General features: G+C 62.6%; 24 protein-coding genes and 1 other RNA gene. 15 read left to right on the forward strand and 10 right to left on the reverse strand.

Annotation, left to right across the window (positions count from 1 at the left end):
• Nucleotides 1-128: 128 nt before the first annotated feature.
• Nucleotides 129-770 (reverse strand): ribonuclease T2, encoded by a 642-nt coding sequence (locus K3756_RS02140; protein ID WP_259990450.1) that lies wholly within the window; start codon nt 768-770, stop codon nt 129-131.
• 126 nt (nt 771-896) lie between these two features.
• On the opposite strand from K3756_RS02140, the gene K3756_RS02145 reads away from it, so the two are divergent.
• Nucleotides 897-1,664, forward strand: coding sequence for a DUF1013 domain-containing protein (locus K3756_RS02145; RefSeq protein WP_259990451.1), 768 nt, complete (start codon nt 897-899; stop codon nt 1,662-1,664).
• A gap of 3 nt (nt 1,665-1,667) precedes the next feature.
• Nucleotides 1,668-2,870, forward strand: coding sequence for an endonuclease/exonuclease/phosphatase family protein (locus K3756_RS02150; protein ID WP_259990452.1), 1,203 nt, complete (start codon nt 1,668-1,670; stop codon nt 2,868-2,870).
• A gap of 207 nt (nt 2,871-3,077) precedes the next feature.
• Here the strand turns inward: K3756_RS02150 and recR are convergent, their stop codons facing one another.
• The 4 genes from recR to K3756_RS02170 form a co-directional block, all read right to left on the reverse strand.
• Entirely contained in the window at nt 3,078-3,671 is a 594-nt protein-coding gene (gene recR, locus K3756_RS02155) for a recombination mediator RecR (RefSeq protein ID WP_259990453.1), read from the reverse strand.
• A 63-nt stretch (nt 3,672-3,734) separates the two neighbouring features.
• The gene (locus K3756_RS02160; RefSeq protein WP_259990456.1) at nt 3,735-4,079 is read right to left on the reverse strand and encodes a YbaB/EbfC family nucleoid-associated protein; all 345 of its coding nucleotides are present in this window, start codon (nt 4,077-4,079) and stop codon (nt 3,735-3,737) included.
• A gap of 60 nt (nt 4,080-4,139) precedes the next feature.
• Entirely contained in the window at nt 4,140-5,888 is a 1,749-nt protein-coding gene (locus K3756_RS02165) for a DNA polymerase III subunit gamma/tau (RefSeq protein WP_409202417.1), read from the reverse strand.
• Between the two features lie 50 nt (nt 5,889-5,938).
• Complete coding sequence (locus K3756_RS02170; protein ID WP_259990457.1) at nt 5,939-6,301, reverse strand: DUF202 domain-containing protein; 363 nt, start codon at nt 6,299-6,301, stop codon at nt 5,939-5,941.
• A gap of 53 nt (nt 6,302-6,354) precedes the next feature.
• Between K3756_RS02170 and K3756_RS02175 the strand changes: the two genes are divergently transcribed.
• Nucleotides 6,355-7,200, forward strand: coding sequence for a neutral zinc metallopeptidase (locus K3756_RS02175; RefSeq protein WP_259990458.1), 846 nt, complete (start codon nt 6,355-6,357; stop codon nt 7,198-7,200).
• Between the two features lie 190 nt (nt 7,201-7,390).
• On the opposite strand, the gene ffs is transcribed toward K3756_RS02175, so the two are convergent.
• An RNA gene (gene ffs, locus K3756_RS02180) (signal recognition particle sRNA small type) lies at nt 7,391-7,488 on the reverse strand.
• 37 nt (nt 7,489-7,525) lie between these two features.
• Nucleotides 7,526-9,343: a bifunctional UDP-sugar hydrolase/5'-nucleotidase gene (locus tag K3756_RS02185; RefSeq protein WP_259990459.1), complete on the reverse strand. Its 1,818-nt coding sequence runs from the start codon at nt 9,341-9,343 to the stop codon at nt 7,526-7,528.
• A 132-nt stretch (nt 9,344-9,475) separates the two neighbouring features.
• Here K3756_RS02185 and nudC point away from each other — a divergent pair, with 132 nt between their 5' ends.
• The gene (gene nudC, locus K3756_RS02190) at nt 9,476-10,444 is read left to right on the forward strand and encodes an NAD(+) diphosphatase (protein WP_259990460.1); all 969 of its coding nucleotides are present in this window, start codon (nt 9,476-9,478) and stop codon (nt 10,442-10,444) included.
• Nucleotides 10,445-10,495: 51 nt separating this feature from the next.
• Nucleotides 10,496-10,963, forward strand: coding sequence for an SRPBCC family protein (locus K3756_RS02195; protein ID WP_259990462.1), 468 nt, complete (start codon nt 10,496-10,498; stop codon nt 10,961-10,963).
• Nucleotides 10,964-10,968: 5 nt separating this feature from the next.
• Here the strand turns inward: K3756_RS02195 and K3756_RS02200 are convergent, their stop codons facing one another.
• Nucleotides 10,969-11,823, reverse strand: a complete 855-nt coding sequence (locus K3756_RS02200; RefSeq protein ID WP_259990464.1) for a prephenate dehydratase — start codon at nt 11,821-11,823, stop codon at nt 10,969-10,971.
• A 141-nt stretch (nt 11,824-11,964) separates the two neighbouring features.
• Between K3756_RS02200 and K3756_RS02205 the strand changes: the two genes are divergently transcribed.
• The 6 genes from K3756_RS02205 to K3756_RS02230 all read left to right on the forward strand — a co-directional run bounded on the left by K3756_RS02205 (nt 11,965) and on the right by K3756_RS02230 (nt 19,486).
• Nucleotides 11,965-12,453, forward strand: coding sequence for a cytochrome c family protein (locus K3756_RS02205; protein WP_259990466.1), 489 nt, complete (start codon nt 11,965-11,967; stop codon nt 12,451-12,453).
• A gap of 172 nt (nt 12,454-12,625) precedes the next feature.
• Nucleotides 12,626-14,542 (forward strand): extracellular solute-binding protein, encoded by a 1,917-nt coding sequence (locus K3756_RS02210; RefSeq protein WP_259990467.1) that lies wholly within the window; start codon nt 12,626-12,628, stop codon nt 14,540-14,542.
• A 9-nt stretch (nt 14,543-14,551) separates the two neighbouring features.
• Entirely contained in the window at nt 14,552-15,703 is a 1,152-nt protein-coding gene (locus tag K3756_RS02215; RefSeq protein ID WP_259990468.1) for a microcin C ABC transporter permease YejB, read from the forward strand.
• A 65-nt stretch (nt 15,704-15,768) separates the two neighbouring features.
• A complete protein-coding gene (locus K3756_RS02220; protein WP_259993466.1) occupies nt 15,769-16,875 on the forward strand; it encodes an ABC transporter permease in 1,107 nt (368 codons plus the stop codon).
• Nucleotides 16,875-18,461 carry an ABC transporter ATP-binding protein gene (locus K3756_RS02225; RefSeq protein ID WP_259990469.1) on the forward strand — a complete coding sequence of 529 codons (1,587 nt, stop codon included), beginning with the start codon at nt 16,875-16,877 and terminating at the stop codon, nt 18,459-18,461. The genes K3756_RS02220 and K3756_RS02225 overlap by 1 nt, the downstream gene beginning before the upstream one ends.
• Nucleotides 18,458-19,486, forward strand: coding sequence for an ABC transporter ATP-binding protein (locus tag K3756_RS02230; protein ID WP_259990470.1), 1,029 nt, complete (start codon nt 18,458-18,460; stop codon nt 19,484-19,486). The genes K3756_RS02225 and K3756_RS02230 overlap by 4 nt, the downstream gene beginning before the upstream one ends.
• 6 nt (nt 19,487-19,492) lie before the next feature.
• Here the strand turns inward: K3756_RS02230 and K3756_RS02235 are convergent, their stop codons facing one another.
• On the reverse strand, nt 19,493-20,959 hold the full coding sequence (locus K3756_RS02235; RefSeq protein WP_259990471.1) for a D-alanyl-D-alanine carboxypeptidase family protein: 1,467 nt from the start codon (nt 20,957-20,959) through the stop codon (nt 19,493-19,495).
• A gap of 238 nt (nt 20,960-21,197) precedes the next feature.
• On the reverse strand, nt 21,198-21,905 hold the full coding sequence (locus K3756_RS02240; protein ID WP_259990472.1) for an HAD family hydrolase: 708 nt from the start codon (nt 21,903-21,905) through the stop codon (nt 21,198-21,200).
• A gap of 88 nt (nt 21,906-21,993) precedes the next feature.
• Between K3756_RS02240 and clpS the strand changes: the two genes are divergently transcribed.
• The 4 genes from clpS to hemF are packed head-to-tail and all read left to right on the forward strand — an operon-like array spanning nt 21,994 to nt 25,066.
• On the forward strand, nt 21,994-22,332 hold the full coding sequence (gene clpS, locus K3756_RS02245; RefSeq protein ID WP_259990474.1) for an ATP-dependent Clp protease adapter ClpS: 339 nt from the start codon (nt 21,994-21,996) through the stop codon (nt 22,330-22,332).
• Nucleotides 22,333-23,325 carry a class I SAM-dependent methyltransferase gene (locus tag K3756_RS02250; RefSeq protein WP_259990475.1) on the forward strand — a complete coding sequence of 331 codons (993 nt, stop codon included), beginning with the start codon at nt 22,333-22,335 and terminating at the stop codon, nt 23,323-23,325.
• Nucleotides 23,326-23,351: 26 nt separating this feature from the next.
• Nucleotides 23,352-24,152, forward strand: a complete 801-nt coding sequence (locus K3756_RS02255) for an SDR family NAD(P)-dependent oxidoreductase (protein WP_259990476.1) — start codon at nt 23,352-23,354, stop codon at nt 24,150-24,152.
• 32 nt (nt 24,153-24,184) lie between these two features.
• Nucleotides 24,185-25,066: an oxygen-dependent coproporphyrinogen oxidase gene (gene hemF / locus K3756_RS02260; RefSeq protein ID WP_259990477.1), complete on the forward strand. Its 882-nt coding sequence runs from the start codon at nt 24,185-24,187 to the stop codon at nt 25,064-25,066.
• The last annotated feature ends 48 nt before the right edge of the window (nt 25,067-25,114 follow it).

Genomic DNA, 25,114 nt, shown 5'->3' on the forward strand with positions numbered 1-25,114 from the left:
TGAATGCTCCGATGGCTGAAAATATGAATTTGTCCAAGTCCCGCAAAATGGCGGGCTTCATATCTTAGGCACGGGGCGGGCGTTCCCGCTATGGGGGAATACCCTACTTTGGGGGACTTATTTGCCGCTCAGCGGATGGGATCGAACAGCGCATCGGTCATGCGGCAGTCGCGCAGCACGTCGCGTCCGCAGGGCACGGGGTCAAGCGATTTGGACAGGCAAATCCGTGCTTCGTGGATGTAGCCGTCGCGGCAGGTGATGGTGATGCCGTCGGCCTCCAGATCGGGATTGGCGTCAAGAAACGCCTCTTCGATGACGGCTGCGGGCAGTTTGACCTGACGCTCCAGTTGCCGCAGCACGGCGGGCCGGGTGATGCGGGCGTAGGCGTCGCGCGACAGGGCGTAATAGTCGGTGGCGGTCAGATCGGTGCAGGTGCCGTGTTTTTTCCACTGGTGCCACGCCAGACCGCCGGTGCCCATGATATCGGCCATGTCGGCCGTCATGCCCCGCGAGGGCGGGCGTTTGGCGCTGCGGCAGTAGGAGGGGAAGCCACGCTCGAACTGCGGCCAGAGCCCGTGCAGGATCCAGCCGTGGTCGTGACGCGCATCGCATTGCGGCGAATTGCGCGCATCGCCTTCGCGCGCGCACCAGTTGGCCGACCAGCTGAGCGCCATGACGTAATAGTCGAATTCGCCGGCCACCTCGCCTTCGGCCGCGGCGGGCAGCGCGGGGGTCAGCGACAGCAATAGGGCGGCAATCAGGCGGCGCATCTGGGGTCTTTCCTTATGGGCGGTTGCCCTCTATATAAGCCACAAGTTCCCCCACAATGGAAACGGTTCCGGTTCTCGGGACAGCCCAGCCAGGCGACGGGGAAGTTGTGTTCATAGGAGAGAGACATGTCGAAACTGCTGCACCCCAAGGCGACCGCCGTTTGGCTGGTCGACAACACCACGTTGAGCTTCAAGCAGATTGCCGATTTCACAGACATGCACGAGCTGGAAATCCAGGGCATCGCCGATGGCGACGTGGCCGTGGGTGTGAAGGGGTTCGACCCCATCGCCAATAACCAGCTCGAGCAGGCAGAAATCGACAGCGCAGAGGCCAACCCGCTGCACAAGATGAAGCTGAAGCCCAATGCCGCCGCTGCGGGCGAGGAAAAGCGCCGTGGTCCGCGCTATACCCCGCTGTCCAAGCGTCAGGACCGGCCTGCGTCGATCCTGTGGCTGGTGAAGTTCCACCCCGAACTGGCCGATGCGCAGATCAGCAAGCTGGTGGGCACCACCAAGCCGACCATTCAGGCGATTCGCGAGCGGACGCATTGGAACATCGCCAACATCCAGCCGATTGATCCGGTGGCGCTGGGCCTGTGCAAGCAGTCCGAGCTGGACGCCGCCGTGCAAAAGGCCGCGGCCAAGCGGGCCGCCGAAGGGTCGGTGATGACCGACGACGAACGCCGCAAGCTGGTCAGCACCGAGCAGAGCCTTGGCATGGACAACGAGCCGCGCATTCCGACCGCCATCGAGGGTCTGGAGACGTTCACGTTGACCGATGATGCGTCCGACGACGAGGAAGACACCAAGAAAGACAGCGATTTCGCGGATGCCGACAGCTTCTTCAACCTGCCCGAAGGTGACGCGGACGCCGAGGACGACGACAGCAAGTAAGAGGTGCTGCGGGAACTTACCGGCCTGCCGGTGGTTGCATTGATGGGACTGCCCGGTCTGGGTGGTCCCTTTTTCACCTCTGGCCGGGCCGCGCAAAGACACGAGGACGCGATGATCGAAACCAGCGTGATGATTCTATGGGGACTGTGTGTCCTGATGCTGTTGATGAGTGTTGCGCCGCTCAGCAAGCTGCCGCACGGGGCGATCCGCGGGCTGGCGTTTCCGCGCCAACAGCTGTTTTGGGCCGGTGTCGGCGGTGGTGTCGCTGCCGTCGTGCTTGGCGGCGGGATCTGGCTCGTTCTGGGCTTTTTCGTGGTTGCCGTGATCCAGGCCGTCTATATCGCGAAATTCACGCCGTTCTGGTGGCGCCAGTCCGTGGCGGCGGATGATGCTTTGCTGGCCGATACCGACCGCCATCTGGCGCTGCTGGCCGCCAACGTCAAGAAATCGAACCGTTCCTACGACCGGCTGGTGCAGATGATCCAGCGCGAGAGCCCCGATATCGCCATGGCGATTGAGGTGGACCAGCCGTGGATCGACGCGCTGAAAGGGCCGCTGGAGCGGCATTATCCCCATTGGATCGAAGTGCCGCTCGATACCGGATACGGCATGTGCGTGATGTCGAAGCTGAAGCTGAGCGACTGGGAGGTGCGCGAGGTCATCACCGAGGGCGTGCCGTCGATCCGCACGGTGGTCGAGTTGGCATCCGGCGGGCACGTGCGGTTGTATGTGGTCCATCCCGAACCCCCCATCGCCACCCACGACACCAAGGGCCGCGACGGCGAGATTGCGTTGGTCGGTCTGGAGGCCGAGCGCGACAGCATGCCCACGATCGTGACCGGGGATCTGAACGACGTGGCGTGGTCGACCACAACGCGGCGGTTCCAGCGGTTGTCGGGATTGCTGGACCCGCGGGTCGGGCGCGGTTTCTACAACACGTTCAGCGCCTTTTACTGGTGGGCCCGCTGGCCGCTGGACCATCTGTTTCACGACCCCCAGTTCCGGCTGATCGGGATGGAGCGGTTGGGCAAGATCGGGTCGGACCATTTCCCGATGATGTTCAAGCTGGCGTTGGCCAATGCGCCCGCGCAGGAAACCGACCCCGGTGCGAAATGCCCCGTGGAGGAAGAAGAGGTGCGCGACATGATCGCCGAAGAGCGGGACCGCAAACGCACCGCGATCGGCAGTGATTGGGAAGACGAATAGCCACATCCCGCACCCCTGTTTTGCAAAATCGCGCGGAGACGGTTGCCAGAGCTTTTCGATTCGGGTGATAAGACGCTGATCCGCGTCAGTGGACGCATGAAATTTACCGGTTTTCCGCTGCTGTACGCGGTCGCCCCGCGCGGGGCTTGATCGCGAAAGGCCGGAAAGGGCCGCCTGCTTTGGGAGGAGCGGGCGGCTCGTTTATTTTCAGAGGGATTTGCGGGCCTGCATGGCGGCGGTGATGGTCCCGTCGTCGAGGTAGTCGAGTTCTCCGCCGATGGGCACGCCCTGGGCAAGCGAGGACAGGGTCACCTGACCGTCGAGTTGGTCGGCGATGTAATGCGCGGTGGTCTGGCCGTCGATGGTGGCGTTGAGCGCGAGGATGACTTCGGTGACGTTTTCCATGGCGATCCGGTCGAGCAGGCGCGGGATGCGCAATTCCTGCGGGCCGATGGCGTCGAGCGCCGACAGCGTGCCGCCGAGCACATGGTAGCGCCCCTTGAACACGCCCGAGCGTTCCATGGCCCACAGATCGGCCACGTCTTCGACGACGCACAGCTCGCCGTTGGCACGTTTCTCGCTTTCGCAGATGTCGCAGATGTCCGATGTGCCGACGTTGCCGCAGTTGAGGCATTCGCGGGCGGTTGCGGCCACATCCTGCATGACCTGTGCCAGGGGTGTCAGCAGCAGGCTGCGCTTGCGGATCAGGTGCAGGACCGCGCGCCGCGCCGACCGCGGCCCCAGACCCGGGAGCTTGGCCATGAGTTCGATCAGGGCTTCGATATCGCTGGTCGAACTCACGCGGCGGCTCCGGGTCGAGAGGGGGGGATTGAGTTTAGGGGCAAGATGAAGGGGCGGTTGCGATCAGAACGGCAGCTTCATGCCCGCCGGCAGGCCGAGGCCTTCGGTGAGTTTGCCCATCTCTTCCTGCGCGCGGTCGTTGGCTTTGCCCTGTGCGTCCTTGATCGCGGCGAGGATCAGGTCTTCGACGACTTCCTTGTCGTCGCCGTTGAAGATCGAGGGATCAATGTCGAGGCCCTTGAGTTCGCCCTTGGCGGTGCAGGTCGCCTTGACCAGACCGGCGCCCGCTTCGCCCTCGACCATGATGTTGTGCATTTCTTCCTGCATCTCGGCCATTTTGCCCTGCATTTCCTGGGCTTTTTTCATCATCCCGGCCATATCGCCGAGCCCGCCTAGTCCTTTGAACATGGGTGTTCTCCTGTCGTTGTGTTGGTGTTGATATGTGGGTTGCGCCTGCGCGCGGCAAGGTCAGTCTTCCTCAAAGGGGTCCCATTCGTCTTCGACTTCGGGCAGGGCCTCTTGGACGGCCTCTGCGGCGATGTCTTCGGGGGTGCGGATGGCGGTGATCTTGGCCGTGGGGAACTGCGCCATGACCGCCTGCATCAGGGGGTGCGCTTCGGCGTCGGCCCGCAGGGCATTTTGTTTGGCGTCGCGCACGGAGGCGATGGTCGGCGCGCCGCCGTCGTTGACCACCGTGACCGCCCAGCGGTTGCCGGTCCACAGTTGCAGTTTCGCGCCCAACCGCTGGGCCAGATCGCGCGGTGCTGCATCGGTGGGCACAAATTCGATCCGGCCGAGTTGGTAGGCGGCCAGTTGCAGGGTCGTTTCCACCTCGACCAGCAGTTTGACGTCGCGGTTGTGGCGGATGAGGTCCAGCACGTGATCGAAGCTGGGATAGTGCGCGAGGGCCGAGACGGCCTGTGGCGCGATGGCGGTGGCGGGCCCTGCCGCGGGCGCCCCGCTTTGCTGTGGCATCGGGGTGCCGGTGGCCTGTGTCCGGCCCGCACCCGCGGTGCCGCCGCCCGAACCGCCACCACCGTTGCCGCCGGGTGGAGGGGGCGTGTTTTGCAAGCTGCGCACCAGTTCGTCGGGGGCGGGCAAATCGGCCACATGGGTCAGCCGGATGATCGCCATTTCGGCGGCCATCATGGCGTTGGGGGCGCCTGCGACCTCGTCCAGCGCCTTGAGCAGCATCTGCCACAGCCGTGTCAGCACGCGAATGGGCAGGGCATCGGCCATGGCGCGGCCCCGATCGCGTTCTTCGGGCGAAATGGTCGGATCCTCAGCGGCGTCAGGGGTGATTTTCACCACGCTGATCCAGTGTGTGATTTCGGCCAGATCGCGCAGCACGGCCATCGGGTCGGCCCCTTCGGCGTATTGCGCGGACAGTTCGGTCAGCGCCCCTGCCGCGTCGCCGCGCAGGATCATGTCGAGCAGGTCAAGCACGCGGGCGCGGTCGGCAAGCCCCAGCATGGCGCGCACCTGCACGGCGGTGGTTTCGCCCGCGCCGTGGCTGATGGCCTGGTCCAGCAGGGAGGTGGCATCGCGGGCCGATCCTTCGGCGGCGCGGGTGATCAGGGCGAGCGCGTCATCGGCGATTTCCGCGTCTTCGGCGGTGGCGATCCTGCGCAGCAGGGCGATCATCACCTCGGGTTCGATCCGGCGCAGATCGAACCGCTGGCAGCGCGACAGCACCGTGACCGGCACTTTGCGGATCTCGGTGGTGGCGAAGATAAACTTCACGTGCTCGGGTGGTTCTTCGAGCGTTTTAAGAAGGGCGTTGAAGGCACCGGTCGACAGCATGTGCACTTCGTCGATGATGTAGACCTTGTAGCGTGCCGAGGCGGCCCGGTAGTGCACGCTGTCGATGATTTCGCGGATGTTGGCGACACCGGTGTTGGAGGCGGCGTCCATCTCGATGACGTCGACGTGCCGGCCTTCCATGATGGCGGTGCAGTGTTCGCACACGCCGCAGGGGTCGGTTGTGGGCCCCGATGTGCCGTCGGGTCCGATGCAGTTCATGCCCTTTGCGATGATCCGCGCGGTCGTGGTTTTGCCGGTGCCGCGGATGCCGGTCATGATGAAGGCCTGCGCGATGCGGTCTGCCTCGAACGCGTTTTTCAGCGTGCGCACCATCGCTTCCTGTCCGACGAGATCGGCAAAGGTTTCGGGGCGGTATTTGCGGGCAAGCACGCGGTAGGCGGCGGGTTCTGTCATGGCGGCTTTCGCTGGCGGATGTGGGGGCGGATTCGGATGCAGCCCCTAGGCTAGAGCATCCAGAGGATACCGCCAACCGCAATGCTCCCCAGTGCGAAGATCGTGGCGAGCAATTTCATGCGCCGTGTCGGTTGGGCGTGGGTTTCGGTTTCGGACAGCCGGTTAAGTGTGGCGCAGGCGGCGTCCTGTGCGGCCCAGAAGATATAGACGGCGGTGACCACGAAAATCGAGGCGACGGCCTTGGCGGCCCATGTCGGTTCGAAGGCACCGAACACGGCCTTGAGGCCCACGGCCACGGCAAGCGAGGCCATGCCCGTGCGCATCCAGCCCGCAAAAGTGCGCTCATTGGCCAGTACAGTGCGGTCTTCGGCCCAGTCGGTGCGGTCCTGGGCGAGGTCATTTTTGTTTCCCATTGAACTTATGTGGGGCGGTTGCGTTAATCTGGCAAGCGAAAGGGAGAAATGACATGCGGCTTAGGGGGATTCGGCGCAGCCGGAATGTGGAGGTCCGGCGGGGCGGTCGGGGTGGACGTGGCGGCCGTGCGGGTGGTCTGGGCATCGTTGGCATCATCGTTGTGTTGGCCATCGGATATTTCACCGGCATCGATGTGTCGCCCCTGTTGCAGGGGGGCAGCGCGCCACAGACCCAGACCAGCCGAGGCGTGACAGAGGCCGACGCGGCCGCGACGCAGTTCAGTGCGCAGGTTCTGGCCACGACCGAGGATGTCTGGACGCAGGTGTTCCGCGAGCAGTTGGACCGTGAATACGTGCCGCCCAAGCTGGTGGTGTTCAGCGGTGTCACGCAAAGCCCCTGCGGCAATGCGAGCGGGGCCACCGGACCTTTCTATTGCTCGGCCGACGACAAGGCGTATCTCGATACCCAGTTTTTCACGGCGCTAGACCGTCAGATGGGGGCCGGTGGCGATTTTGCCGCCGCTTATGTCATTGCCCATGAAGTCGCCCACCACGTGCAGAATCAGTTGGGCATCCTGCCGCAGGTCAATGCCGCCCGCCAACGGTCCAGCACGGTGGAGGCCAATGCGCTGACCGTGCGGTTGGAGTTGATGGCGGACTGTCTGTCGGGCGTTTGGGCACGCAATGTGCAGGGCCTGATGGAGCGCGGTGATCTTGACGAGGCGCTGAATGCGGCGCGCAAGATCGGGGATGACTATCTGCAACGTCAGGCGGGCCGTGTGCCGCAGCCCCATACGTTTACGCACGGCACGTCGGAACAGCGCGCGCGGTGGTTCGGGCGGGGCTATGACACGGGTCAGGTGGGCCAGTGCGATACGTTTGACGCACAGCGCCTGTAAGACCGTTTGAAGGGGGGCGCGTTGCGCTGCCCTTCAGGGGTGTCGGTTGTGAGAAACCTTTGTCGGGGCGATGTGCTTTCCTGCGCAAAATACCGGATATGGTTTGGGACAGGGGTGTGATGGCCCCTTTCGGTATCTTTTCTTTAAAAAGACCCTGTCGGGGCGACGCGCTTTGCTTTGCAAAGCGCTTGGGTGAGAGATTGATAACGACCCAAGCGGGACTCGTTACGGCTGCTTCCTTCCGGATCTGACCGGGTTGGCGAGGCGCCTGCCCGCACCAACCTCTCGACCGCTGATATAGGCAAAGCGGCGCGGTGATGCAAGATCACAGGATGACCTGAAGGCGCGCAAATCCATTTTCCGTCATGCCCTGCACAGAGGGCGCCAGATGGGCGATGTCGCTAAAATGGGCCTGTGCCTGCGGACTGATGTCCATATGCACGGGCCGGGCGCCCAAGGCGGCAAAGGACCAAGGCACCGCGCCTGACCACGGATCGGCGGGGTCGGTGCGCAGAACGAACGCCAGCGCGCGCGGCAGATCGCCCAGATCATGGTGCAGGATATCGTCCAGCGCGCAGCCGGGATAATTGCCACCGCCCGCCACACGGAACTGCGTGGTCAGCAGGGCAAAGCGGTCGTCGTCGCGCAAGGGGATGCCGTTGCACATCATGTCGCCGATCCGTTCGCCGGGTTTGCGCGACAGGTCGATCCGGTAGCGCAGGCCGAAGATCGTGTCGTACTGGAAAGCGGGAACATCGGGGTTGAGCAGCGGCTGGCTTTCGTCGCGCGGCTGGATTGTGTGGAACAGGCTGGCGCTGTGTTCGAGCCATTCGCGCACGGCGTGGCCGCTGGTCCGCACGCACATCAGCTGGTCGTTGAACGGCACGAGCCCCGCGATGTGGCGGCGGCGCACGACACCCGGCGCGATCTGCACATAGTTTTCCGGCCCGTCGCGCCCACCCGTCCCGTGTGCGGCGGTGGCAGCAATGATCGGCAGGCCGCCGAGCGAATTCTCAAGCCCCTGTTGCTGCGCCAGCAGGTGCATCGCGCGGGCAATCAGGCGCTGTGTGGGGGCAGGGGTCAGCAACGAAAAGCAACTGTGCAGCGTTTCACCGATCTGGGCGACGGGTTCTTCCAGCGCGCGTTGGGTTGCGATGTGTGCGGGCGTGCAGATCGCCGAGACATCCGGATCAGGCGGCGTGTGCAGGTGTTGCGGGCGCAGGGCGCTCTGGGCCGTGGCGATTTGCCAGCCACCCTGCGGCCCGCGCTGCATTTCGATGTCGATGAGCCCCAGATCGGAGCCGTTGTGTCCGGGCATCACCGCGGGCACCCCGGCAAGCGTGCCGCCTTCGCTGTCGATGCCGATGCGTTTTTCGTAGGTGAGCGACGGCAGGCGGCGGTGGGTGTGGCCGATGATCATGGCATCGACCGTGTTGGTCTGGGCGATGGCCAGCGCCCCGCGCAGGCGTGGTTCTTCGGTTGCGCCATAGCCCGCGCCCATGTGGGCCAGCACGATGATGATATCCGCGCCGCGGGTGCGCAGGTGCGCGCTGGCCTTGCGTACGAACGGGCCAGGATCCTCGATTTCGAGAGCCGCCCCGAGGTGGTGACGGTGCCAGTTCGCGGTTTCCTGCGGCAGCACCGACAACAGACCGATACGCAGCGGCGCGTCGGGGTGCCCGTCGAGCGGCACGTCGATCAACGCGCTCGATTCCAGCGGGGTCAGGTCAACACCGCTCAGATTGGAGGTCAGGATGGGCATGCCGAGCCGTCCGGCAAGGGCGGCAAGATAGGGTTGGCCGTGGTCGAAGTCGTGATTGCCGACACCCACGGCCGTATAGCGCAGGTGGTTGAACGTATCGACGATGCAGTTGGGTTCGGATGGGTCCGCCTGTGCCAGCCACGTGGCCAGCGGCGTGCCCTGAAACGTATCGCCGTTGTCGAACAGGACACACGCGCGTCCGTCCTCTATCGCTTCGTGGCGGGCCTGCGCGATCAGGTGGGCGAGCCCGGCAAGCCCCGTGCCGGGAGCCGGTTGGTCCTTGATGTAGTCATGCGCCAGCATCGTTCCGTGCAGATCCGTCGTCGCCAGCACCCGAAGTCGGGCGCGCGCGGTCGGGGCGTTGGGATCGGCATGCAGCATGGAAAAGCGGTTCTTCTACCTGTGGTTGGTAAAGACATGCCACAGCGCGCCGGGGGCGGCAATATCATCCGTTTGGCTGGCCTTGGCGCAGGCGAGCGGCTACATCGCGAAATGAACAGGGTGGGACTTGGTATGAGAATTGCGGAAAATGTGACGTTCGGGGGGTCCGGGCTGGACCGTGCAGGCGATATTCGCGGCGATGCGCAGGCGCTTGCGGCGGCGCGGCGCGATCCGGCAGCCACCACGATGGTGCTGTGGCGGGGCAAGCCGCTGATCTCGATGGACAGGCCGGCGCATCTGGCGCGCATCGCGCTGGACCATCCCGCGCTGGCCGGTGCCCGCGATCCCGCGATCCTGCTGGGCCGCGAGGACGGCGCCCCGGTTTTCGCAAGCGACCTGTCGCACTGGACGCCCGAAGGGTTGGACGAAAGCGCCTTGGGCGGATTCCTTGACCCCAGCGAGCAGCGCCATCCCGATCTGCCCGACACGCTGGCCTTTGCCGAATTGCGACGTGTGATGACGTGGCTGAACCCGCGGGATGCCGAGCTTGCCGCGACGGGCAAGGCCGTGTGGGGCTGGCACGCCACCCACCGGTTCTGCGCCCGCTGCGGCAGCGACAGCGACATGGCCGAGGGCGGATGGCAGCGCCGCTGCCCCAGCTGTGGCGCATCGCATTTTCCGCGCACCGATCCGGTTGTCATCATGTTGATTACGCACGGGAATTCGGTGCTTGTCGGGCGTTCCCCCGGCTGGCCGGACGGAATGTATTCGCTGCTGGCCGGTTTCGTGGAACCCGGCGAGACGCTGGAGGCCGCCGTGCGCCGCGAGGTGATGGAAGAGGCGGGGGTGCAGGTTGGCGAAGTCGGCTATCTGGCGAGCCAGCCCTGGCCGTTTCCCGCGTCCCTGATGATGGGGTGTTGGGGCCGTGCCACCAGCCGCGATATCACGATCGACCCCGCCGAGATCGAGGATGCCCGCTGGATCAGCCGCGAGGAGATGATGGAGATTTCGGCCGGCGATCACGCCACCATCCTGCCCGCCCGCAAAGGCGCGATTGCACAATTTTTGATTGAAAACTGGCTTGCGGATCGACTGGATTAGCTAGAAAATGCCGCTCAATAATGAAAAATCTGGGCAACATGCGGGTCAGCAATGAAATTCTCTACCAAGGAAGACATCGAAGCACCGATTGATGCGGTTTTCGACATGCTGAGCGAATTCGAAAACTTCGAGCGGTCTGCCATGCGCCGGGGGGCCGAGGTACAGCGGGTCGATACGCTGAGCGCGCCGGGCGTGGGCATGATGTGGCAGGTGGTGTTCGATCTACGCGGCAAGAAGCGTGATCTGGAAATCGAGTTGATCACCTACGACCGGCCCGGCGAGATGGTGTTCGAATGTACGTCGCAGGGTTTGATGTGCCTGATGTCGATCGAATGCATGGCCCTGTCGCGCAGCCGCACCCGTGCGATGATCGCGCTGGATATCAAGCCGCTGAACCTGTCGGCGCGGTTGCTGGTGCAATCGCTGAAGCTGGCCAAGACGTCGCTCACGAAGAAATACAAACTGCGGGTGGCGGAATACGCCAAGACGCTGGAAGACCGCTACAACCGCACCGCCTGAAAGCGCTAGGCCGGAATGTCCCAGCGGCCCGGATGTGCCGGGTAAACGCCCAGAATATCGAGCATATTGGTGAAATATCCCAGTTCGTCCAGCGCGCGTTTGACCGCCGGATCGTCGGGATGCCCTTCGATGTCAGCGTAGAACTGCGTCGCGGTGAAGGACCCGCCCACCATATAGCTCTCGAGCTTGGTCATGTTCACACCGTTGGTGGCAAAGCCGCCCATCGCCTTGTAGAGCGCGGCGGGGATGTTGCGCACTTCGAAGACGAAGGTGGTCATCATGCGGTCACCGCGGCGGGTGTTGTCGATGTCAGGCGCCATCAGCAGAAATCGGGTGGTGTTGTGGTCGAGATCCTCGATCCCGTCGGCGAGCACGTCGAGTCCGTGAATCTGCGCGGCGACCGCGCTGGCCAGCACGCCCTGATCGGCGGCACCGCCCGCAGCCAGCTCTTCGGCGGCACCGGCGCTGTCAGCGGCCGCTTCCCACGTGATGCCACGCGCTTCGAGAAAACTGCGGGCCTGCGGCAAGAGCACCAGATGCGCGCGCACATGTTTGATCTGGTCCAGAGTAACGCCGGGTTTTGCCATCAGCGCAATGCGCACCCGCACAAACGCCTCTTCGATGATGTGCATACCGCTTTGGGGCAACAGCCGGTGAATATCGGCAACGCGCCCGTAGGTGGTATTTTCGACCGGAAGCATGGCCAGATCGGCCCGCCCTTCGCGCACGGCCCGCAGCACACCTTCGAATGTGGCGCAGGGCACCGGAATACCGTCTGGCCGTGCCTGCAGGCAGGCTTCGTGGCTATAGGCACCCATGGCCCCCTGAAAGGCGATGCGCGGGGCTTTGTTCGCACTCATCTCGTCGGTCCTTTCGAAAAACTGTGAATGGGGGCGTTTGGTCGCGGTAACTACACCTTGCCTGTTGGAAGGGAAAGCAATAGATACCGCTCCAAATCGACACGAACAACGCAAAGTGATGGACCCCCGATGGATACAATGATGGTTACCAAAGTTGCCGCTGGCGTTCTGGGCGCGTGGCTTGTTCTGCTGCTGGGCAAATGGGCCGGCGAGGAAATGTATCACGCCGAACTGCATGGCGAGCCGTCCTATTCGATCGAAGTGGCGTCGGATGAGCCCGAAGAAGAGGTCGAAGAGGTGCCGTTCGAAGAACTGATGGCCGCCGCCGACATCGACGATGGTGCAAAAGTGTTCCGCAAATGCTCTGCCTGCCACAAGGTCGAGCCCGGCGCGAATGGCGCTGGTCCCTATCTGCACGGTGTTGTCGGCCGCGATATCGCTACCGCCGACGGCTTCAGCTACTCCGGTGCCCTGTCCGAAAAGGACGGTGAATGGGATGTGGCCGCACTCAACGGCTTTCTTGAAAAGCCATCCGACTGGGCACCCGGTACGTCGATGGGTTTCAGCGGTTTGAACAAGCCCGAGGACCGCGCCAACGTCATCGCCTATCTCGACAGCCTGGACGACTGATCCACCGCGATCTGTGACAGAATTGCCAAAGGCCGCCCTTCGGGGCGGTCTTTTTGCATATTGCGGCGTCATTTCGGCAAGATCACAGAGTTGCAACTTGTCACTTGGCCCGCGCCGCCTTTAGCCTACATTTTCCGGAACCCGTTCGGTCAAATGCCTAAAGGAGCCTCTTATGATGCAGCCCCGTGCCCAAACCCTGCCCCGGTCCAGACCGCTTTGGTCGGGTCTCATGGTTCTTGCCGCCGCTGTCGGGATCGGCACAGCGGCAGCCGCAGACGGACACGAGACCATCATCGAGAGCCACGGGTATTCGTTTTACGGGGATCTGAAGTATCCCGCGGATTACACCCATTTCGACTATGTGAACCCCGATGCCCCGAAGGGCGGTGAGATTTCGCTGCCCTTCGTGGGCACGCTTGATTCGATGAACCCCTATTCGGGCAAGGGGCGCGCGCATCTGTTTTCGATCTTTGCCTACGAGAGCCTTTTGGGCGAATCGCCCGCGCAGGACGGTCTGCCCGCCGATGTTTACGGCGAGGCCTATTGCCTGCTGTGCGAAACGCTGGAGTACCCCGAGGACAAATCCTGGGTGCAGTTCAATATGCGCAAGGACGCGACGTTTTCGGACGGCACGCCCGTCACGGCGCATGACATCGCGTTTTCGCACAACCTGCTGCTGGACGAGGGGCTGCAATCCTACGCCAATGCGGTGCGCAAGCGCATCCCCAAGGTCGAGGTCATCGACGACCACACGATCAAGTTCTATTTCGCGGAAGGCATTTCGCGGCGCAGCCTGATCGAACAGGTGGGCGGCGTGCCGGTGTGGCCGTCGAAGTGGATGAAGGAAAACGGTGTCGGTCTGAAGGACAGCTGGCTCGACAGCCCTCCGGGGTCGGGGGCCTATGTCATTTCGGATGTCGATCTGAGCCGCAACATCACGCTGACCCGCAACCCCGATTACTGGGGCAAGGACCTGCCGATCAACAAGGGGCGTTTCAACTTCGACACGATCCGGCTCGAGATCATCAGCGACGATACCGCGTCTTTCGAGGCCTTCAAATCCGGGCTCTATACCTTCCGCCGCGAGGGTGACTCCAAGAAATGGGCGGCGGGATACGAGTTCCCGAAGGTGACCAACGGCTTCATCAAGAAGGAAGAATTGCTCGACGGGTCGCCCCCCACGCCTTCGGGGGTGATCTTCAACCTTGGCCGCGAGGTGCTGCAGGACCGTGACGTGCGCAAGGCCATTTCGCTGATGTTCAACTTCGAATGGACCAACGAATCCCTGCAATACGGATTGTTCGAGCAGCGCACGTCGTTTTCCGAAGGCACTCCCGTGATGGCACAGGGCGTGCCGGAAGGGGCCGAGCTGGAAATATTGACGTCGCTGGGTGATCTGGCGCCGCCGGACATGCTGAGCGATGAGGTAGTGATGCCGCACACCTCCAGCGCCGCGCGCCTGCTGGACCGTCGCAACGCGCGTGCGGCGCAGAAACTGCTCGACGATGCGGGATGGGAAGTGGTGAACGGCCAGCGCCAGAAGGACGGCAAGCCGCTCAAGCTGAGCTTCCTGTTCAATTCGACCGCGTCCCCGACCGTCACGGCGGCAATCGAGAATTTCGTGTCCAACCTGACGTCCATCGGCATTGATGTCGCGTTGGAGAAAGTCGACAGTTCGCAATACACCACCCGCGAGCGGGCCCGCGATTATGACATGGTTTATGATGCCTATGCCGCGTTTCTGGGCACGGGCACGGGTCTGGCCCAATACTATGGATCAGAGGCGGCGGAATATTCGCTGTTCAACCCCGCCGGATTGGCCAGCCCGATGGTCGATGCGATCATCGAGGCATCGCTGGCGGCAGAAACCCGCGAGGAAGAGCAGGCGGCCATGACCGCGCTGGACCGTGCGCTGCGCTATGAATTCTTCATGATCCCGATGTGGTACAACCCTGTGACATGGGTGGTTTATTACGATCAGTACAACCACCCCGAAACCCAACCGCCATATGCCACTGGTCATCTCGACTACTGGTGGTATGACGAAGAAAAGGCGCAAAAACTGCGCGACGCAGGCGTGTTGAGGTAACAAGACCCCATGGGCAGCTACATTCTTCGGCGGCTATTGCTGATCATACCGACGTTGTTCGGGATCATGCTGGTCAACTTTGCGCTGGTGCAATTCGTGCCCGGCGGTCCGGTCGAGCAGGCCATTGCCCGTGCGCAGGGCGGCGGTGATGTGTTCGGCGGGTTTGCGGGCACCAACAACGACGGTGGCGACGACGCGCTGTCGCAAAGTGCCAGCAGCGAATATGTCGGAGCCCGTGGTCTGCCGCCAGAGTTCATCGAAGAGCTGGAACGCGAGTTCGGGTTCGACAAACCGCCGGTCGAGCGGTTTTTCACGATGCTGGGCAACTACGTGATGTTCGATTTCGGAGAGAGCTATTTCAGGTCGATCTCTGTCATCGACCTGATCAAGGAAAAGCTGCCGGTGTCGATCACGCTGGGGCTTTGGTCCACGCTGATTGCCTATCTCGTGTCGATCCCGCTGGGCATCAAGAAGGCGGTCAAGGACGGGTCGCGGTTTGACACATGGACATCCGGGGCGATCATCGCGGCCTACGCGATCCCGGGCTTCTTGTTCGCGGTGCTTTTGCTGGTGCTGTTCGTGCCCGCCAACTGTTTTCGCATTCCGGGGCTTGCCGACATCTGGGAAAACGGAGCCACGTTCAACCCTACCTGCTACGAGCTCTTCCCGCTGCGCGGTCTGACGTCGGAGAATTTCGATCAGCTGAGCGCGTGGGGCAAGGTTAAGGACTATGTCTGGCACATCACATTGCCGGTGCTGGCCTCGACCATATCGGCGTTCGCCACGCTGACGCTGCTGACCAAGAACAGCTTTCTCGACGAGATTAAGAAGCATTACGTGATGACCGCCCGCGCCAAGGGTCTGTCGGAGCGCAAGGTGCTGTACGGCCACGTGTTCCGCAACGCGATGCTGATCGTCATCGCGGGCTTTCCTGCGGTGTTCATCGGGGTTTTCTTCGGCTCCAGCCTGATTATCGAGACGCTGTTCAGCCTTGATGGCCTCGGGCGGCTGGGGTTCGAGGCAGCGGTCGCACGGGATTATCCGATCGTGTTCGGCACGCTGTTCATTTTCGGGCTGATCGGGCTGGTGGTCGGCATCCTGTCGGACCTGATGTACGTGCTGGTGGATCCGCGTATCGACTTTGAGAAGAGAGAAGGCTGATGCAGGCGCCCAATCCGACCCCCGCCAGCGACGCGCCCGCGCCCGTTGTGCCCGCACGGCGCCGCATGTGGCTGTCGCCGCTCAACCAGCGCCGCTGGCGCAACTTCACGCGCAACCGGCGGGCCTATTGGTCGCTGTGGATTTTCGCGGTGCTTTTCACGCTGTCGCTGTTTGCCGAGTTTCTGGCCAACGACAAGCCGATCCTGATCCAGTATCGCGGCGCCTATTACACACCGATTTTCCAGTTCTATCCCGAAACCGAATTCGGCGGGGATTTCCGGACCGAGGCAGCCTACCGCGATCCCGAGGTGCGCTGCCTTGTGGCGACGGGCGGGCTGGACCTGTGCTTTGACGATCCCGAGGGGTATCTGGAGGACGCGCAGGACGGTGTGGTCGAAGGCGAAGAGATCGCGCAGGGCTGGATGATCTGGCCGCTGATCCCCTATAGTTTCGACACGCCGGTGGACCGCCCCGGTGCAGCACCGCTGCCGCCCAACGGCGAAAACTGGCTGGGCACGGATTACACGAAACGCGACGTGCTGGCGCGGGTGATCCACGGTTTCCGGCTGTCGATCCTGTTCACGCTGCTGGTCACCGGTCTGTCGACGGTGATCGGGATCATCGCGGGCGCGGTGCAGGGGTTTTTTGGCGGGTGGCTGGACCTTATATTCCAGCGCATCATCGAAATATGGACATCAACGCCGTCGCTGTATGTGATCATCATTATGTTTGCCATTCTGGGGCGAAGTTTCTGGCTGCTGGTCTTTTTGCTGGTGCTGTTCAGTTGGACGTCATTGGTGGGCGTGGTGCGGGCGGAATTTCTGCGAGCGCGGAACCTTGAATACGTGCGGGCGGCCCGTGCGCTGGGCGTCAGCAACACCACGATCATGTTCCGCCACATGCTGCCCAACGCGATGGTGGCGACGCTGACCATGCTACCGTTTCTCATTACCGGTGCCATCTCCTCGCTGGCGGTTCTGGACTATCTGGGCTTTGGCCTGCCCGCATCGGCCCCGTCGCTGGGTGAGCTGACGTTGCAGGCGAAACAGAATCTGCAGGCGCCGTGGCTGGCGTTCACCGCGTTCTTCACCTTTGCGATCATGCTGTCGCTGCTGGTGTTCATTTTCGAAGGGGTCCGCGATGCGTTCGATCCCAGAAAGACGTTTTCGTGATGGCAGACAATCGGCTTCTGGACGTGCAGGATTTGCGCGTGTCCTTCCGGCAGGATGGCAAGATGGTGCCCGCCGTTAAAGGCGTGTCGTTCCATGTGGCGCGGGGTGAAACCGTGGCTTTGGTCGGCGAGAGCGGGTCTGGCAAATCGGTGTCGGCGTTGTCGACCGTCAGCCTTCTGGGGGAAACCGCGCAGGTCGAAGGGTCGGTGACCTATGAAGGCCAGCAGATGATCGGCGCCGATGAGGCGTTGCTGCGCAAGGTCCGCGGCAACGACATCAGCTTTATCTTTCAGGAGCCGATGACGTCGCTGAACCCTTTGCACACCATCGACAAGCAACTGGCCGAAAGCCTCGCGCTGCATCAGGGTCTGACCGGCGATGCCGCGCGGACGCGTATTCTCGAGCTGCTCGACAAGGTGGGGATCGTGGATGCCGAAAGCCGATTGGGCAGCTATCCGCACCAGCTGTCGGGCGGGCAACGCCAGCGCGTGATGATCGCGATGGCGCTGGCCAACAAGCCTGACGTGCTGATTGCGGATGAACCGACGACGGCGCTGGACGTGACCATTCAGGCGCAAATCCTTGAACTGCTGGCCGATCTGAAAAAGACCGAAGGCATGGGGCTGTTGTTCATCACACACGATCTGGGCGTGGTGCGCCGCATTGCGGACCGGGTGTGCGTGATGCAGCAGGGCGAGATTGTCGAACAGGGCCCCACGGCGCAGATTTTCGACGATCCGCAGCATCCCTATACCAAAAAGCTGCTCGGCGCGGAGCCGGAAGGCAGCCCCGCACCGGTGCCCGCCGATGCCGAGACGATTGCCGAGACCGAGAACCTGAAAATCTGGTTCCCGATCCAGCGCGGATTGATGCGCCGGACGGTCGGCCACGTCAAAGCCGTGAACGATGCCACGCTGAGCGTGCGGGCCGGCGAAACCATCGGGATTGTGGGCGAAAGTGGTTCGGGGAAAACGACGCTGGCGCTGGCGATCATGCGGCTGATCGCCTCCGAAGGGCGCATCACCTTCATGGGCGATGATATTCGCAAATGGTCGACCAAGCAGCTTCGGCGCTTGCGCAAGGACATGCAGATCGTGTTTCAGGACCCCTTTGGCAGCCTGAGCCCGCGGATGACGGCGATGCAGATCATCGCGGAGGGTTTGACCATTCACAATGTCGATCCGGACCGCAACCAGCGTGAGTTGGTGCGCGATGTGATGATCGAGGTGGGGCTGGACCCGGCCACGATGGACCGCTATCCGCACGAATTTTCCGGCGGCCAACGCCAGCGGATCGCCATTGCGCGGGCCATGGTGCTGCGACCGCGCCTGTTGGTGCTGGACGAGCCGACATCGGCGTTGGACATGACGGTGCAGGTGCAAATCGTCGACCTTTTGCGGTCCTTGCAAGTCAAATACGGACTTGCCTATCTTTTCATCAGCCATGACTTAAAAGTTGTGCGTGCTATGTCTCATCGTGTGATGGTGATGAAACGCGGCGATGTGGTGGAATATGGCGACGTGAACGATTTGTACGACAACCCCAGGACGGACTATACCCGTACCCTGCTACAGGCGGCCACGTGAGCCTCTATTCGAGGTTTATGAAATGGCGCGAAAGCGATGATAACGCGGCCGGTATGCCGCCGTCGCTCTACCGCTATGTGTTTCGCAATTCCCGCAAATCGCAGATATCCGTCACCGTTCTGACGCTGATCCTTGCCGCCCTGCAACCCGCGACGCTGGAGCTGCAGCGGCGGGCATTGGATGATGCGGTTGCCGACAGCAATTACGATCTGCTGATCTGGCTCGGCATGCTGTATCTGGCGGCGCTGGTGGCACAGGCGCTGGTCAAGTTCGCCATGCGGGTTCTGCGCGAGATGATTTCGACCGGGATGGTCCGGACCCTGCGCGGATCGGTCTACAACTGCGTCTACACCAAACGCCCGCCCAACGCGAAAGCCACCGATGAAGTCGACGACGGAGCGGTTGTGTCGATCCTCGCCAACGAGGTCGAAAAGCTGGGCGGGTTTGCGGGCTCTGCCGTGTCGGGGCCGTTATTGCAGGTGGGCACGCTGGTTTTTGTGCTGGGCTATATGCTCTATATTGACCCCTTGATCGCGACCATTGCCATCGTGCTGTATGCGCCGCAGTTCGTCATTGTGCCGCTGTTCCAGCGCAAGCTGAACGATCTGTCCCGGACCAAGGCGCAGCGGCTGCGCACGCTGGGCCAGAACGTGATCGAAAGGCCGGATGACGAAAAATACGGGAAAGAACCGCCGCAAAGCTACAACCGGCTGAGTGACGAGATCCTCAAGCTGCGCAATCGCTTCGTGCTGACCAAACATGTGATGAAGGCGATCAACAACATGCTGATTGCGCTCGGGCCGTTCGGGGTGATTTTCTACGGCGGCTGGCAGGTGATCGAGGGCAATACCGAAGTGGGCGTGATTGTCGCCTTTATTTCGGGGCTGGAACGGATCGGGGGGCCGATCCGCGAGCTGGTGCAAAGCTACCGCGAGATTGCGGATGCGCATATGCGCTACGATCTGTTGCTCGACACTTTCGAGAAGGTCGAGGAAGGCAGCATGAAGCAGGCCGCCGAAGCCTGAACGGCGTCAGCTGGGCCCGATCATGAAGCAGTTCACGTTACGCGCCTGTAGCCTGCGGCACGCGAGGTCCGCGGTTTCGCGCGTCATTCCGAGGAAATTGGCGTCAAAGCCCTGCGGTTTGCGGATCACCTTGCGTAGGCTGCCGTCAAGCGTCGCCATTTCGGCGAGTGCGGTTTTCAGCAGCACCTTTTCTGCCTTGTAGCGGCTTGCGTAGCGCCCGACGTTCACGCCCCAGTGGCGGCCGCCCGATGTCGACACGCGGGTGACGACTTCTTGCGGCGCGGCTGCTTTTGCCCGCGGCTGCGCGCCGATGACCACGAGACCCTTGGGCCGGAGGGCAGGGCGCAATGTGGCCGCGGCGGACGCAAGGACAACCTCCTGTGCGGGGGTCGCGGTGACGGTGCTGGACGCGGTGGCGGTCACGGCAGCGGCAACAGCGGCGTTGATGGCATTGTCGAGTTCGGCGTCAGAGACGCCAGCCACGACCACCGGTGCTGCCGGTGCGGCGGATGTGCCGGGCCGCAGTTTTGGCCGTTTGGACGATTTGACCGCGCCGACAAGGCGGATGGTCTTGCCCGTCGCGCCCGGTGCCGGTTTGCCGTTATCGGCGATATAGGCCGGTGCCTTGGGCTTGCGCAAAGGTGCTTTGGACGGGGCGCGGCGGAAGCCGAGATCCATCAGCTCCGCGACCTTGGCGTTGCGCGATGTGGTCGATTTGCCGCCGAAAACGGTCACGATGATACGCTCGTTGCCCCGCTCGGCGGAGGCTGTCAGGTTGAAACCCGCAGCGCGCGTATAGCCGGTTTTGATCCCGTCTGCCCCTTTGTAGGCGCCCAGGAAGCGGCGGTTGGTGTGGGACACTTTCTTGACGCCCGCATCGGCGGTAATGCGTGAAAACAGGTTATAGTATTGCGGAAAGTCATAGAGCAGGTGGCGGCCCATGATCGTCATGTCATGCGCCGTCGACATATGGCCGTTCTCGGTTAGACCGTGCGCGTTCTTGAAGGTGGTGCGGGTCATGCCCAGCTGTTTGGCCGTTCGGTTCATGCGGCGGGCGAATTTGGCTTCGGAGCCGCTGATCGCTTCGCCGATCGCCGTGGCCGCGTCATTGGCCGAGCGGACAGCGGCGGCACGGATGAGATACCGCAGCGCGATGCGCTGGCCGGACCGCAATCCCAGCTTGCTGGGCGGTTCGGCCGCGGCCTTTTTCGTGACGCGCACCTTGGTGTCGAGGCTGATTTCGCCTTTCTCGATGGCCTGGAACGCGATGTAGAGCGTCATCATCTTGGTCAGGGAGGCGGGGTGCAGACGGGTGTCGGCGTTGCGCGCGTGCAGCACCTCACCGGTACGCGCATCGATCACGTAGGCCGCATAGGGGGCAGCCATTGCGCTGATCGGGACCAGTACCAGAAACCAGACTGCTGCTAGAATGAATAGCCCGAAACGGGCCGGCTGCATGCGCCGCACCTTCATTGGAAACCTGCCTTATCTGCCTCGGGGCCCCCGATTTTTCGAGTGACCATATTTTTGATTGTCAAAAACGTAGCACGGTTGCGTGCCCCAAGAAAGCCTTATTGCTAAAGGCAAATCATGAATGTTGCCTTACCGTCACCGCAGATATTGAGGTGGGTCCAGCGGGGGGCACTACACCGGCGATTGTGGCGGGAATGTGGCACGAATGGGGCGGGCTGCCGCATTTCAAAGACCCGAGTCAGTGCGCGGTTGTCAGGGTGTCGATCAGCTTTGGCAGCTGTGACAGATCGGTGATTTCGGCGAACCGGTCGCTGTCGGGCGGCTCGGCGTGTTCGATGGCCCAGGCATGTCCGTGCGGCACCATGATCCCCCAGCCGCCCGCATCGATCATGGGGCGCACGTCAGAGGCCATCGAATTGCCCGCCATCAGACCCTGATCGGCGCCGGTGCCATGCGCGTCGAAGATGCGCCGGTAGGTGGGGGCGGTTTTGTCCGACACGATTTCCACCCCATGAAACAGATCACGCAGCCCCGATTGGGCCAGTTTGCGTTCCTGATCCAGCAGATCGCCCTTTGTGATCACGAGCAGCTTGTACCGCTGACGCAGGGTTTCGACCGCGTCGGCGGCATGGGGCAACAGCTCGACCTCGTGGCTGAGCATGTCGCGGCCCGCGTCGAGGATCTGCTGCAAGACCTTGGCCGGCACCCGACCGTCGGTTATTTCGATCGCGGTCTCGATCATCGAAAGGGTGAACCCTTTGATACCAAAGCCATAATGCGGCAGATTGCGCCGCTCTGCGGCCAGCAGACGCGCCATCAGATGCGGCCCCTCGGCGTGCTCGGACAGGAGTGCCGCAAAATGGTCCTGCGTCATGGCGAAGAACCGCTCGTTGTGCCAAAGTGTGTCGTCGGCATCGAGGCCAACGGTGGTGATGGTGTGGGGCATTGTCGACAGGGGCCTTTTCTAACGGGCGCATGACGTTATATAGACAGCCTAACGCCTAGCTGAAAATTGATTTACCGCAGGAGCAGAAATGCACCTTGTTCCCTATATGATGGCCGGTCCCCAAGACGGTGACGACACCGAATTGCTGACCAAGGTCAAACCGAAGACCAAGCGGCCGCCGATGTACAAGGTGATGCTGCTCAATGATGACTTCACACCGATGGAGTTCGTTGTGCATGTTCTTGAGCGCTTTTTCGGGCTCAATCATGCGCAGGCGTTCGAGATCATGCTGACGGTGCACAAAAAGGGGCTGGCCGTGGTTGGCGTGTTCAGCCACGAAATTGCCGAGACCAAGGTGGCGCAGGTCATGGATTTCGCCCGCCGGCATCAGCATCCTTTGCAATGCACCATGGAAAAAGAAGAGTAGATGCTCGATTCCCGTTTGCCGCTTGCCCTTGACGGGGGCGGGCTGGAATGGCCCGAAGAGGGCAAGATCGCCGTCTATGGACCCGCCGCCGATGCCGATCTTGACGGTGTGCCCAAGGACCGTGCGGAGATCATTCAGGGGTTCAAACCCGTCTACGATGTCTGGGCCGCGCGGGGATATGGTGTATCGACCGTGGGCGAAGGCCCCTATGCCGCAGCGCTTGTATGCCTGCCACGCGCCAAACGCGAGGCGCGGACCCTGATCGCCGAAGCCTGCGCCGCAAGCGAGGGCGTGGTCGTCATTGACGGGCAGAAGAACGAAGGCGCCGACAGCCTTCTCAAGCAGATGCGCGCCCGCGTGACGGTGCATGGCCCGATCTCGAAGGCCCATGGCAAGCTGTTCTGGATCGACGCACCCGCTGCGGATAATTTTGCCGATTGGCAGGCGGGGCCCGAACGCACGGATGGTGGTTTCTGGACCGCGCCGGGGGTGTTTTCCGCCGATGCGGTCGACGTGGCGTCGGCGCTTCTGGTCGACGCGTTGCCCGAGAAGCTGGGCAAACAGGTGATCGATCTGGGCGCGGGCTGGGGGTTCCTGTCGGCGCATGTCCTGACGCGCGAGGACGTCGAAGCCGTGCATCTGGTCGAGGCCAACCACATGGCGCTGGAATGCGCGCGCCGCAATGTCACCGATCCACGGGCAATGTTCCACTGGGCCGATGCGACCGAGTGGACCTGCGAGGCGCGCATCGACACCATCGTGATGAACCCGCCCTTTCACACCGGACGGGCGGCGGAACCCCAGATCGGGCAGGCTTTCGTAGCGTCAGCTGCGCGTTTGCTGTCGCCGCAGGGCCATCTTTGGATGGTGGCGAATCGTCATTTGCCCTATGAAGCGGAGCTGAAGACCCGTTTTGCCCAGGTTGAAGAGATCGGCGGCGATGCGCGGTTCAAACTGTTCCACGCGACCCGGCCCCTGCAGGCGCGTCGCTGAGGCTTCGGGCCAGAGGATAGACCCCCATGTCATTTTCGATTTCCGGCAAGACGGCGATTGTCACCGGTGCTGCCAACGGCATCGGTTTGAGCATTGCCAAGCGGTTCGCCGACAAGGGCTGCAACGTGATGTGCGCCGACATGGACGAAAAGAAGCTCAAGGAAGAACTGGGCGATGCCCGTGACGAAGGCAACATCCGCTTTTTCGCGGGCGATCTGCGCCAGCGGTTGACCATCGCCAATCTGGTGTCCGCCACCATCGACGCATTCGAACAGGTCGACATTCTGGTTAATGCCTCGCGGCAGGTGATGCCGACCGATGCGCTGAATGTCGATGATACATCGGTGCAGGTCTTGATGGAGCAGAATGTGATGACCGCGCTGCAGCTCAGCCAGCAGGTCGCCAAGCGCATGATCAAACAGGCCGATGACCAGCCGGAGGGGCAGATCGGGTCGATCATCAACCTCAGTTCCACGGCCGCCCACAACACGCAGCCCGAATTGATGGGCTATTCGATGGCCGCAGCCGCGCTGGACCAGATGACGCGGTCGATGGCGCTGACGCTGGCGCCGCACCGGATCAGGGTGAACGCGGTCGCGTTCGGGTCGGTGATGTCCGCGTCCCTCAAGGCGTCGGTCGCCGAAAACCGCGAATGGCGCGACGATATTCGCAACCACACGCCACTGGGCCGGATTGCGGCGCCCTCCGAGCTGGTCGAAGCGGTGCAGTTTCTGGCCGCCGACAGCAGCAGTTTCATGACGGGCGAGATTATGGTGGTGGACGGCGGTCGGTCTTTGTTGGATGCTGTCAGCGCGCCCGCCCACTAGGGTGTCACGACCACCTGACAGAAAGACCGCTCATGACTGCCCCTTTCGAGACCGAAAAGACCCGCGCCGCCACTTGGTTCCGGGAGCTTCGGGATCAGATCGTCGCCGCGTTCGAGGGGCTGGAGGACACCGATGCCGCAACTGACAAGCCTGTCGGTCGGTTCGAGGTCACCGAAACATCCCGCAGTTCGGAAGACGGATCGGACGCAGGCGGTGGGCTGATGAGCGTCATGCGGGGGGGGCGTGTTTTCGAGAAGGTCGGCGTCAATGTGTCGACGGTGTACGGCACCCTTGGCGCACGCGCCCAAAAGGCGATGGCCGCCCGCGGTGTGCCGGGCATGGAAGACGATCCGCGGTTCTGGGCCTCCGGCATCAGTCTGGTGGCGCATATGCAAAACCCGCATGCGCCTGCGGTGCATATGAACACGCGTATGTTCTGGACGCCGGGCGCATGGTGGTTCGGCGGCGGATCTGATTTGAACCCCTGCATCGAATACAGCGACGACACGGCCCATTTTCACGCCACCCAGCAGGCGCATCTGGACCCGCATGGCACCGACATCTACCCCAAGCTGAAGGCCTGGGCCGACGAGTATTTCTATATTCCGCACCGGCACCGCGCCCGTGGGGTCGGCGGTATCTTTATGGACGATCGCAACACCGGCGACTGGGAGGCGGATTTTGCCCTGACCCAAGATATCGGCCGCGCTTTTCTGCCCGCTTATCTGCCATTGGTCGAACGCCGCCGCACGCAGCCCTGGGATGATGCCGACAAGGATGCTCAACTGGTCCACCGCGGGCTCTATGCCGAATATAATCTGGTCTATGACCGCGGCACGAAATTCGGGCTGGAGACAGGGCATGATGCAAATGCCGTGCTGATGAGCCTGCCGCCGTTGGCGAAGTGGCACTGAGCGTCGATATTGCTGTTTTCCGGCTTGACGCGGGACGGGCACTGTCAT

The organism is Sulfitobacter sp. S190, assembly GCF_025141935.1.
In the GTDB taxonomy this organism is placed as follows: Bacteria; Pseudomonadota; Alphaproteobacteria; order Rhodobacterales; family Rhodobacteraceae; genus Sulfitobacter.

What these genes read in the sequence shown, in the direction of transcription:
- K3756_RS02140 (WP_259990450.1), bottom strand. Translation starts at nt 770, where the DNA reads ATGCGCCGCCTGATTGCCGCCCTATTGCTGTCGCTGACCCCCGCGCTG.
- K3756_RS02145 (WP_259990451.1), top strand. Translation starts at nt 897, where the DNA reads ATGTCGAAACTGCTGCACCCCAAGGCGACCGCCGTTTGGCTGGTCGAC.
- K3756_RS02160 (WP_259990456.1), bottom strand. Translation starts at nt 4,079, where the DNA reads ATGTTCAAAGGACTAGGCGGGCTCGGCGATATGGCCGGGATGATGAAA.
- K3756_RS02165 (WP_409202417.1), bottom strand. Translation starts at nt 5,888, where the DNA reads ATGACAGAACCCGCCGCCTACCGCGTGCTTGCCCGCAAATACCGCCCC.
- K3756_RS02170 (WP_259990457.1), bottom strand. Translation starts at nt 6,301, where the DNA reads ATGGGAAACAAAAATGACCTCGCCCAGGACCGCACCGACTGGGCCGAA.
- K3756_RS02175 (WP_259990458.1), top strand. Translation starts at nt 6,355, where the DNA reads ATGCGGCTTAGGGGGATTCGGCGCAGCCGGAATGTGGAGGTCCGGCGG.
- K3756_RS02185 (WP_259990459.1), bottom strand. Translation starts at nt 9,343, where the DNA reads ATGCTGCATGCCGATCCCAACGCCCCGACCGCGCGCGCCCGACTTCGG.
- nudC (WP_259990460.1), top strand. Translation starts at nt 9,476, where the DNA reads ATGAGAATTGCGGAAAATGTGACGTTCGGGGGGTCCGGGCTGGACCGT.
- K3756_RS02195 (WP_259990462.1), top strand. Translation starts at nt 10,496, where the DNA reads ATGAAATTCTCTACCAAGGAAGACATCGAAGCACCGATTGATGCGGTT.
- K3756_RS02200 (WP_259990464.1), bottom strand. Translation starts at nt 11,823, where the DNA reads ATGAGTGCGAACAAAGCCCCGCGCATCGCCTTTCAGGGGGCCATGGGT.
- K3756_RS02205 (WP_259990466.1), top strand. Translation starts at nt 11,965, where the DNA reads ATGGTTACCAAAGTTGCCGCTGGCGTTCTGGGCGCGTGGCTTGTTCTG.
- K3756_RS02210 (WP_259990467.1), top strand. Translation starts at nt 12,626, where the DNA reads ATGATGCAGCCCCGTGCCCAAACCCTGCCCCGGTCCAGACCGCTTTGG.
- K3756_RS02215 (WP_259990468.1), top strand. Translation starts at nt 14,552, where the DNA reads ATGGGCAGCTACATTCTTCGGCGGCTATTGCTGATCATACCGACGTTG.
- K3756_RS02220 (WP_259993466.1), top strand. Translation starts at nt 15,769, where the DNA reads ATGTGGCTGTCGCCGCTCAACCAGCGCCGCTGGCGCAACTTCACGCGC.
- K3756_RS02225 (WP_259990469.1), top strand. Translation starts at nt 16,875, where the DNA reads ATGGCAGACAATCGGCTTCTGGACGTGCAGGATTTGCGCGTGTCCTTC.
- K3756_RS02235 (WP_259990471.1), bottom strand. Translation starts at nt 20,959, where the DNA reads ATGAAGGTGCGGCGCATGCAGCCGGCCCGTTTCGGGCTATTCATTCTA.
- K3756_RS02240 (WP_259990472.1), bottom strand. Translation starts at nt 21,905, where the DNA reads ATGCCCCACACCATCACCACCGTTGGCCTCGATGCCGACGACACACTT.
- clpS (WP_259990474.1), top strand. Translation starts at nt 21,994, where the DNA reads ATGCACCTTGTTCCCTATATGATGGCCGGTCCCCAAGACGGTGACGAC.
- K3756_RS02250 (WP_259990475.1), top strand. Translation starts at nt 22,333, where the DNA reads ATGCTCGATTCCCGTTTGCCGCTTGCCCTTGACGGGGGCGGGCTGGAA.
- K3756_RS02255 (WP_259990476.1), top strand. Translation starts at nt 23,352, where the DNA reads ATGTCATTTTCGATTTCCGGCAAGACGGCGATTGTCACCGGTGCTGCC.
- hemF (WP_259990477.1), top strand. Translation starts at nt 24,185, where the DNA reads ATGACTGCCCCTTTCGAGACCGAAAAGACCCGCGCCGCCACTTGGTTC.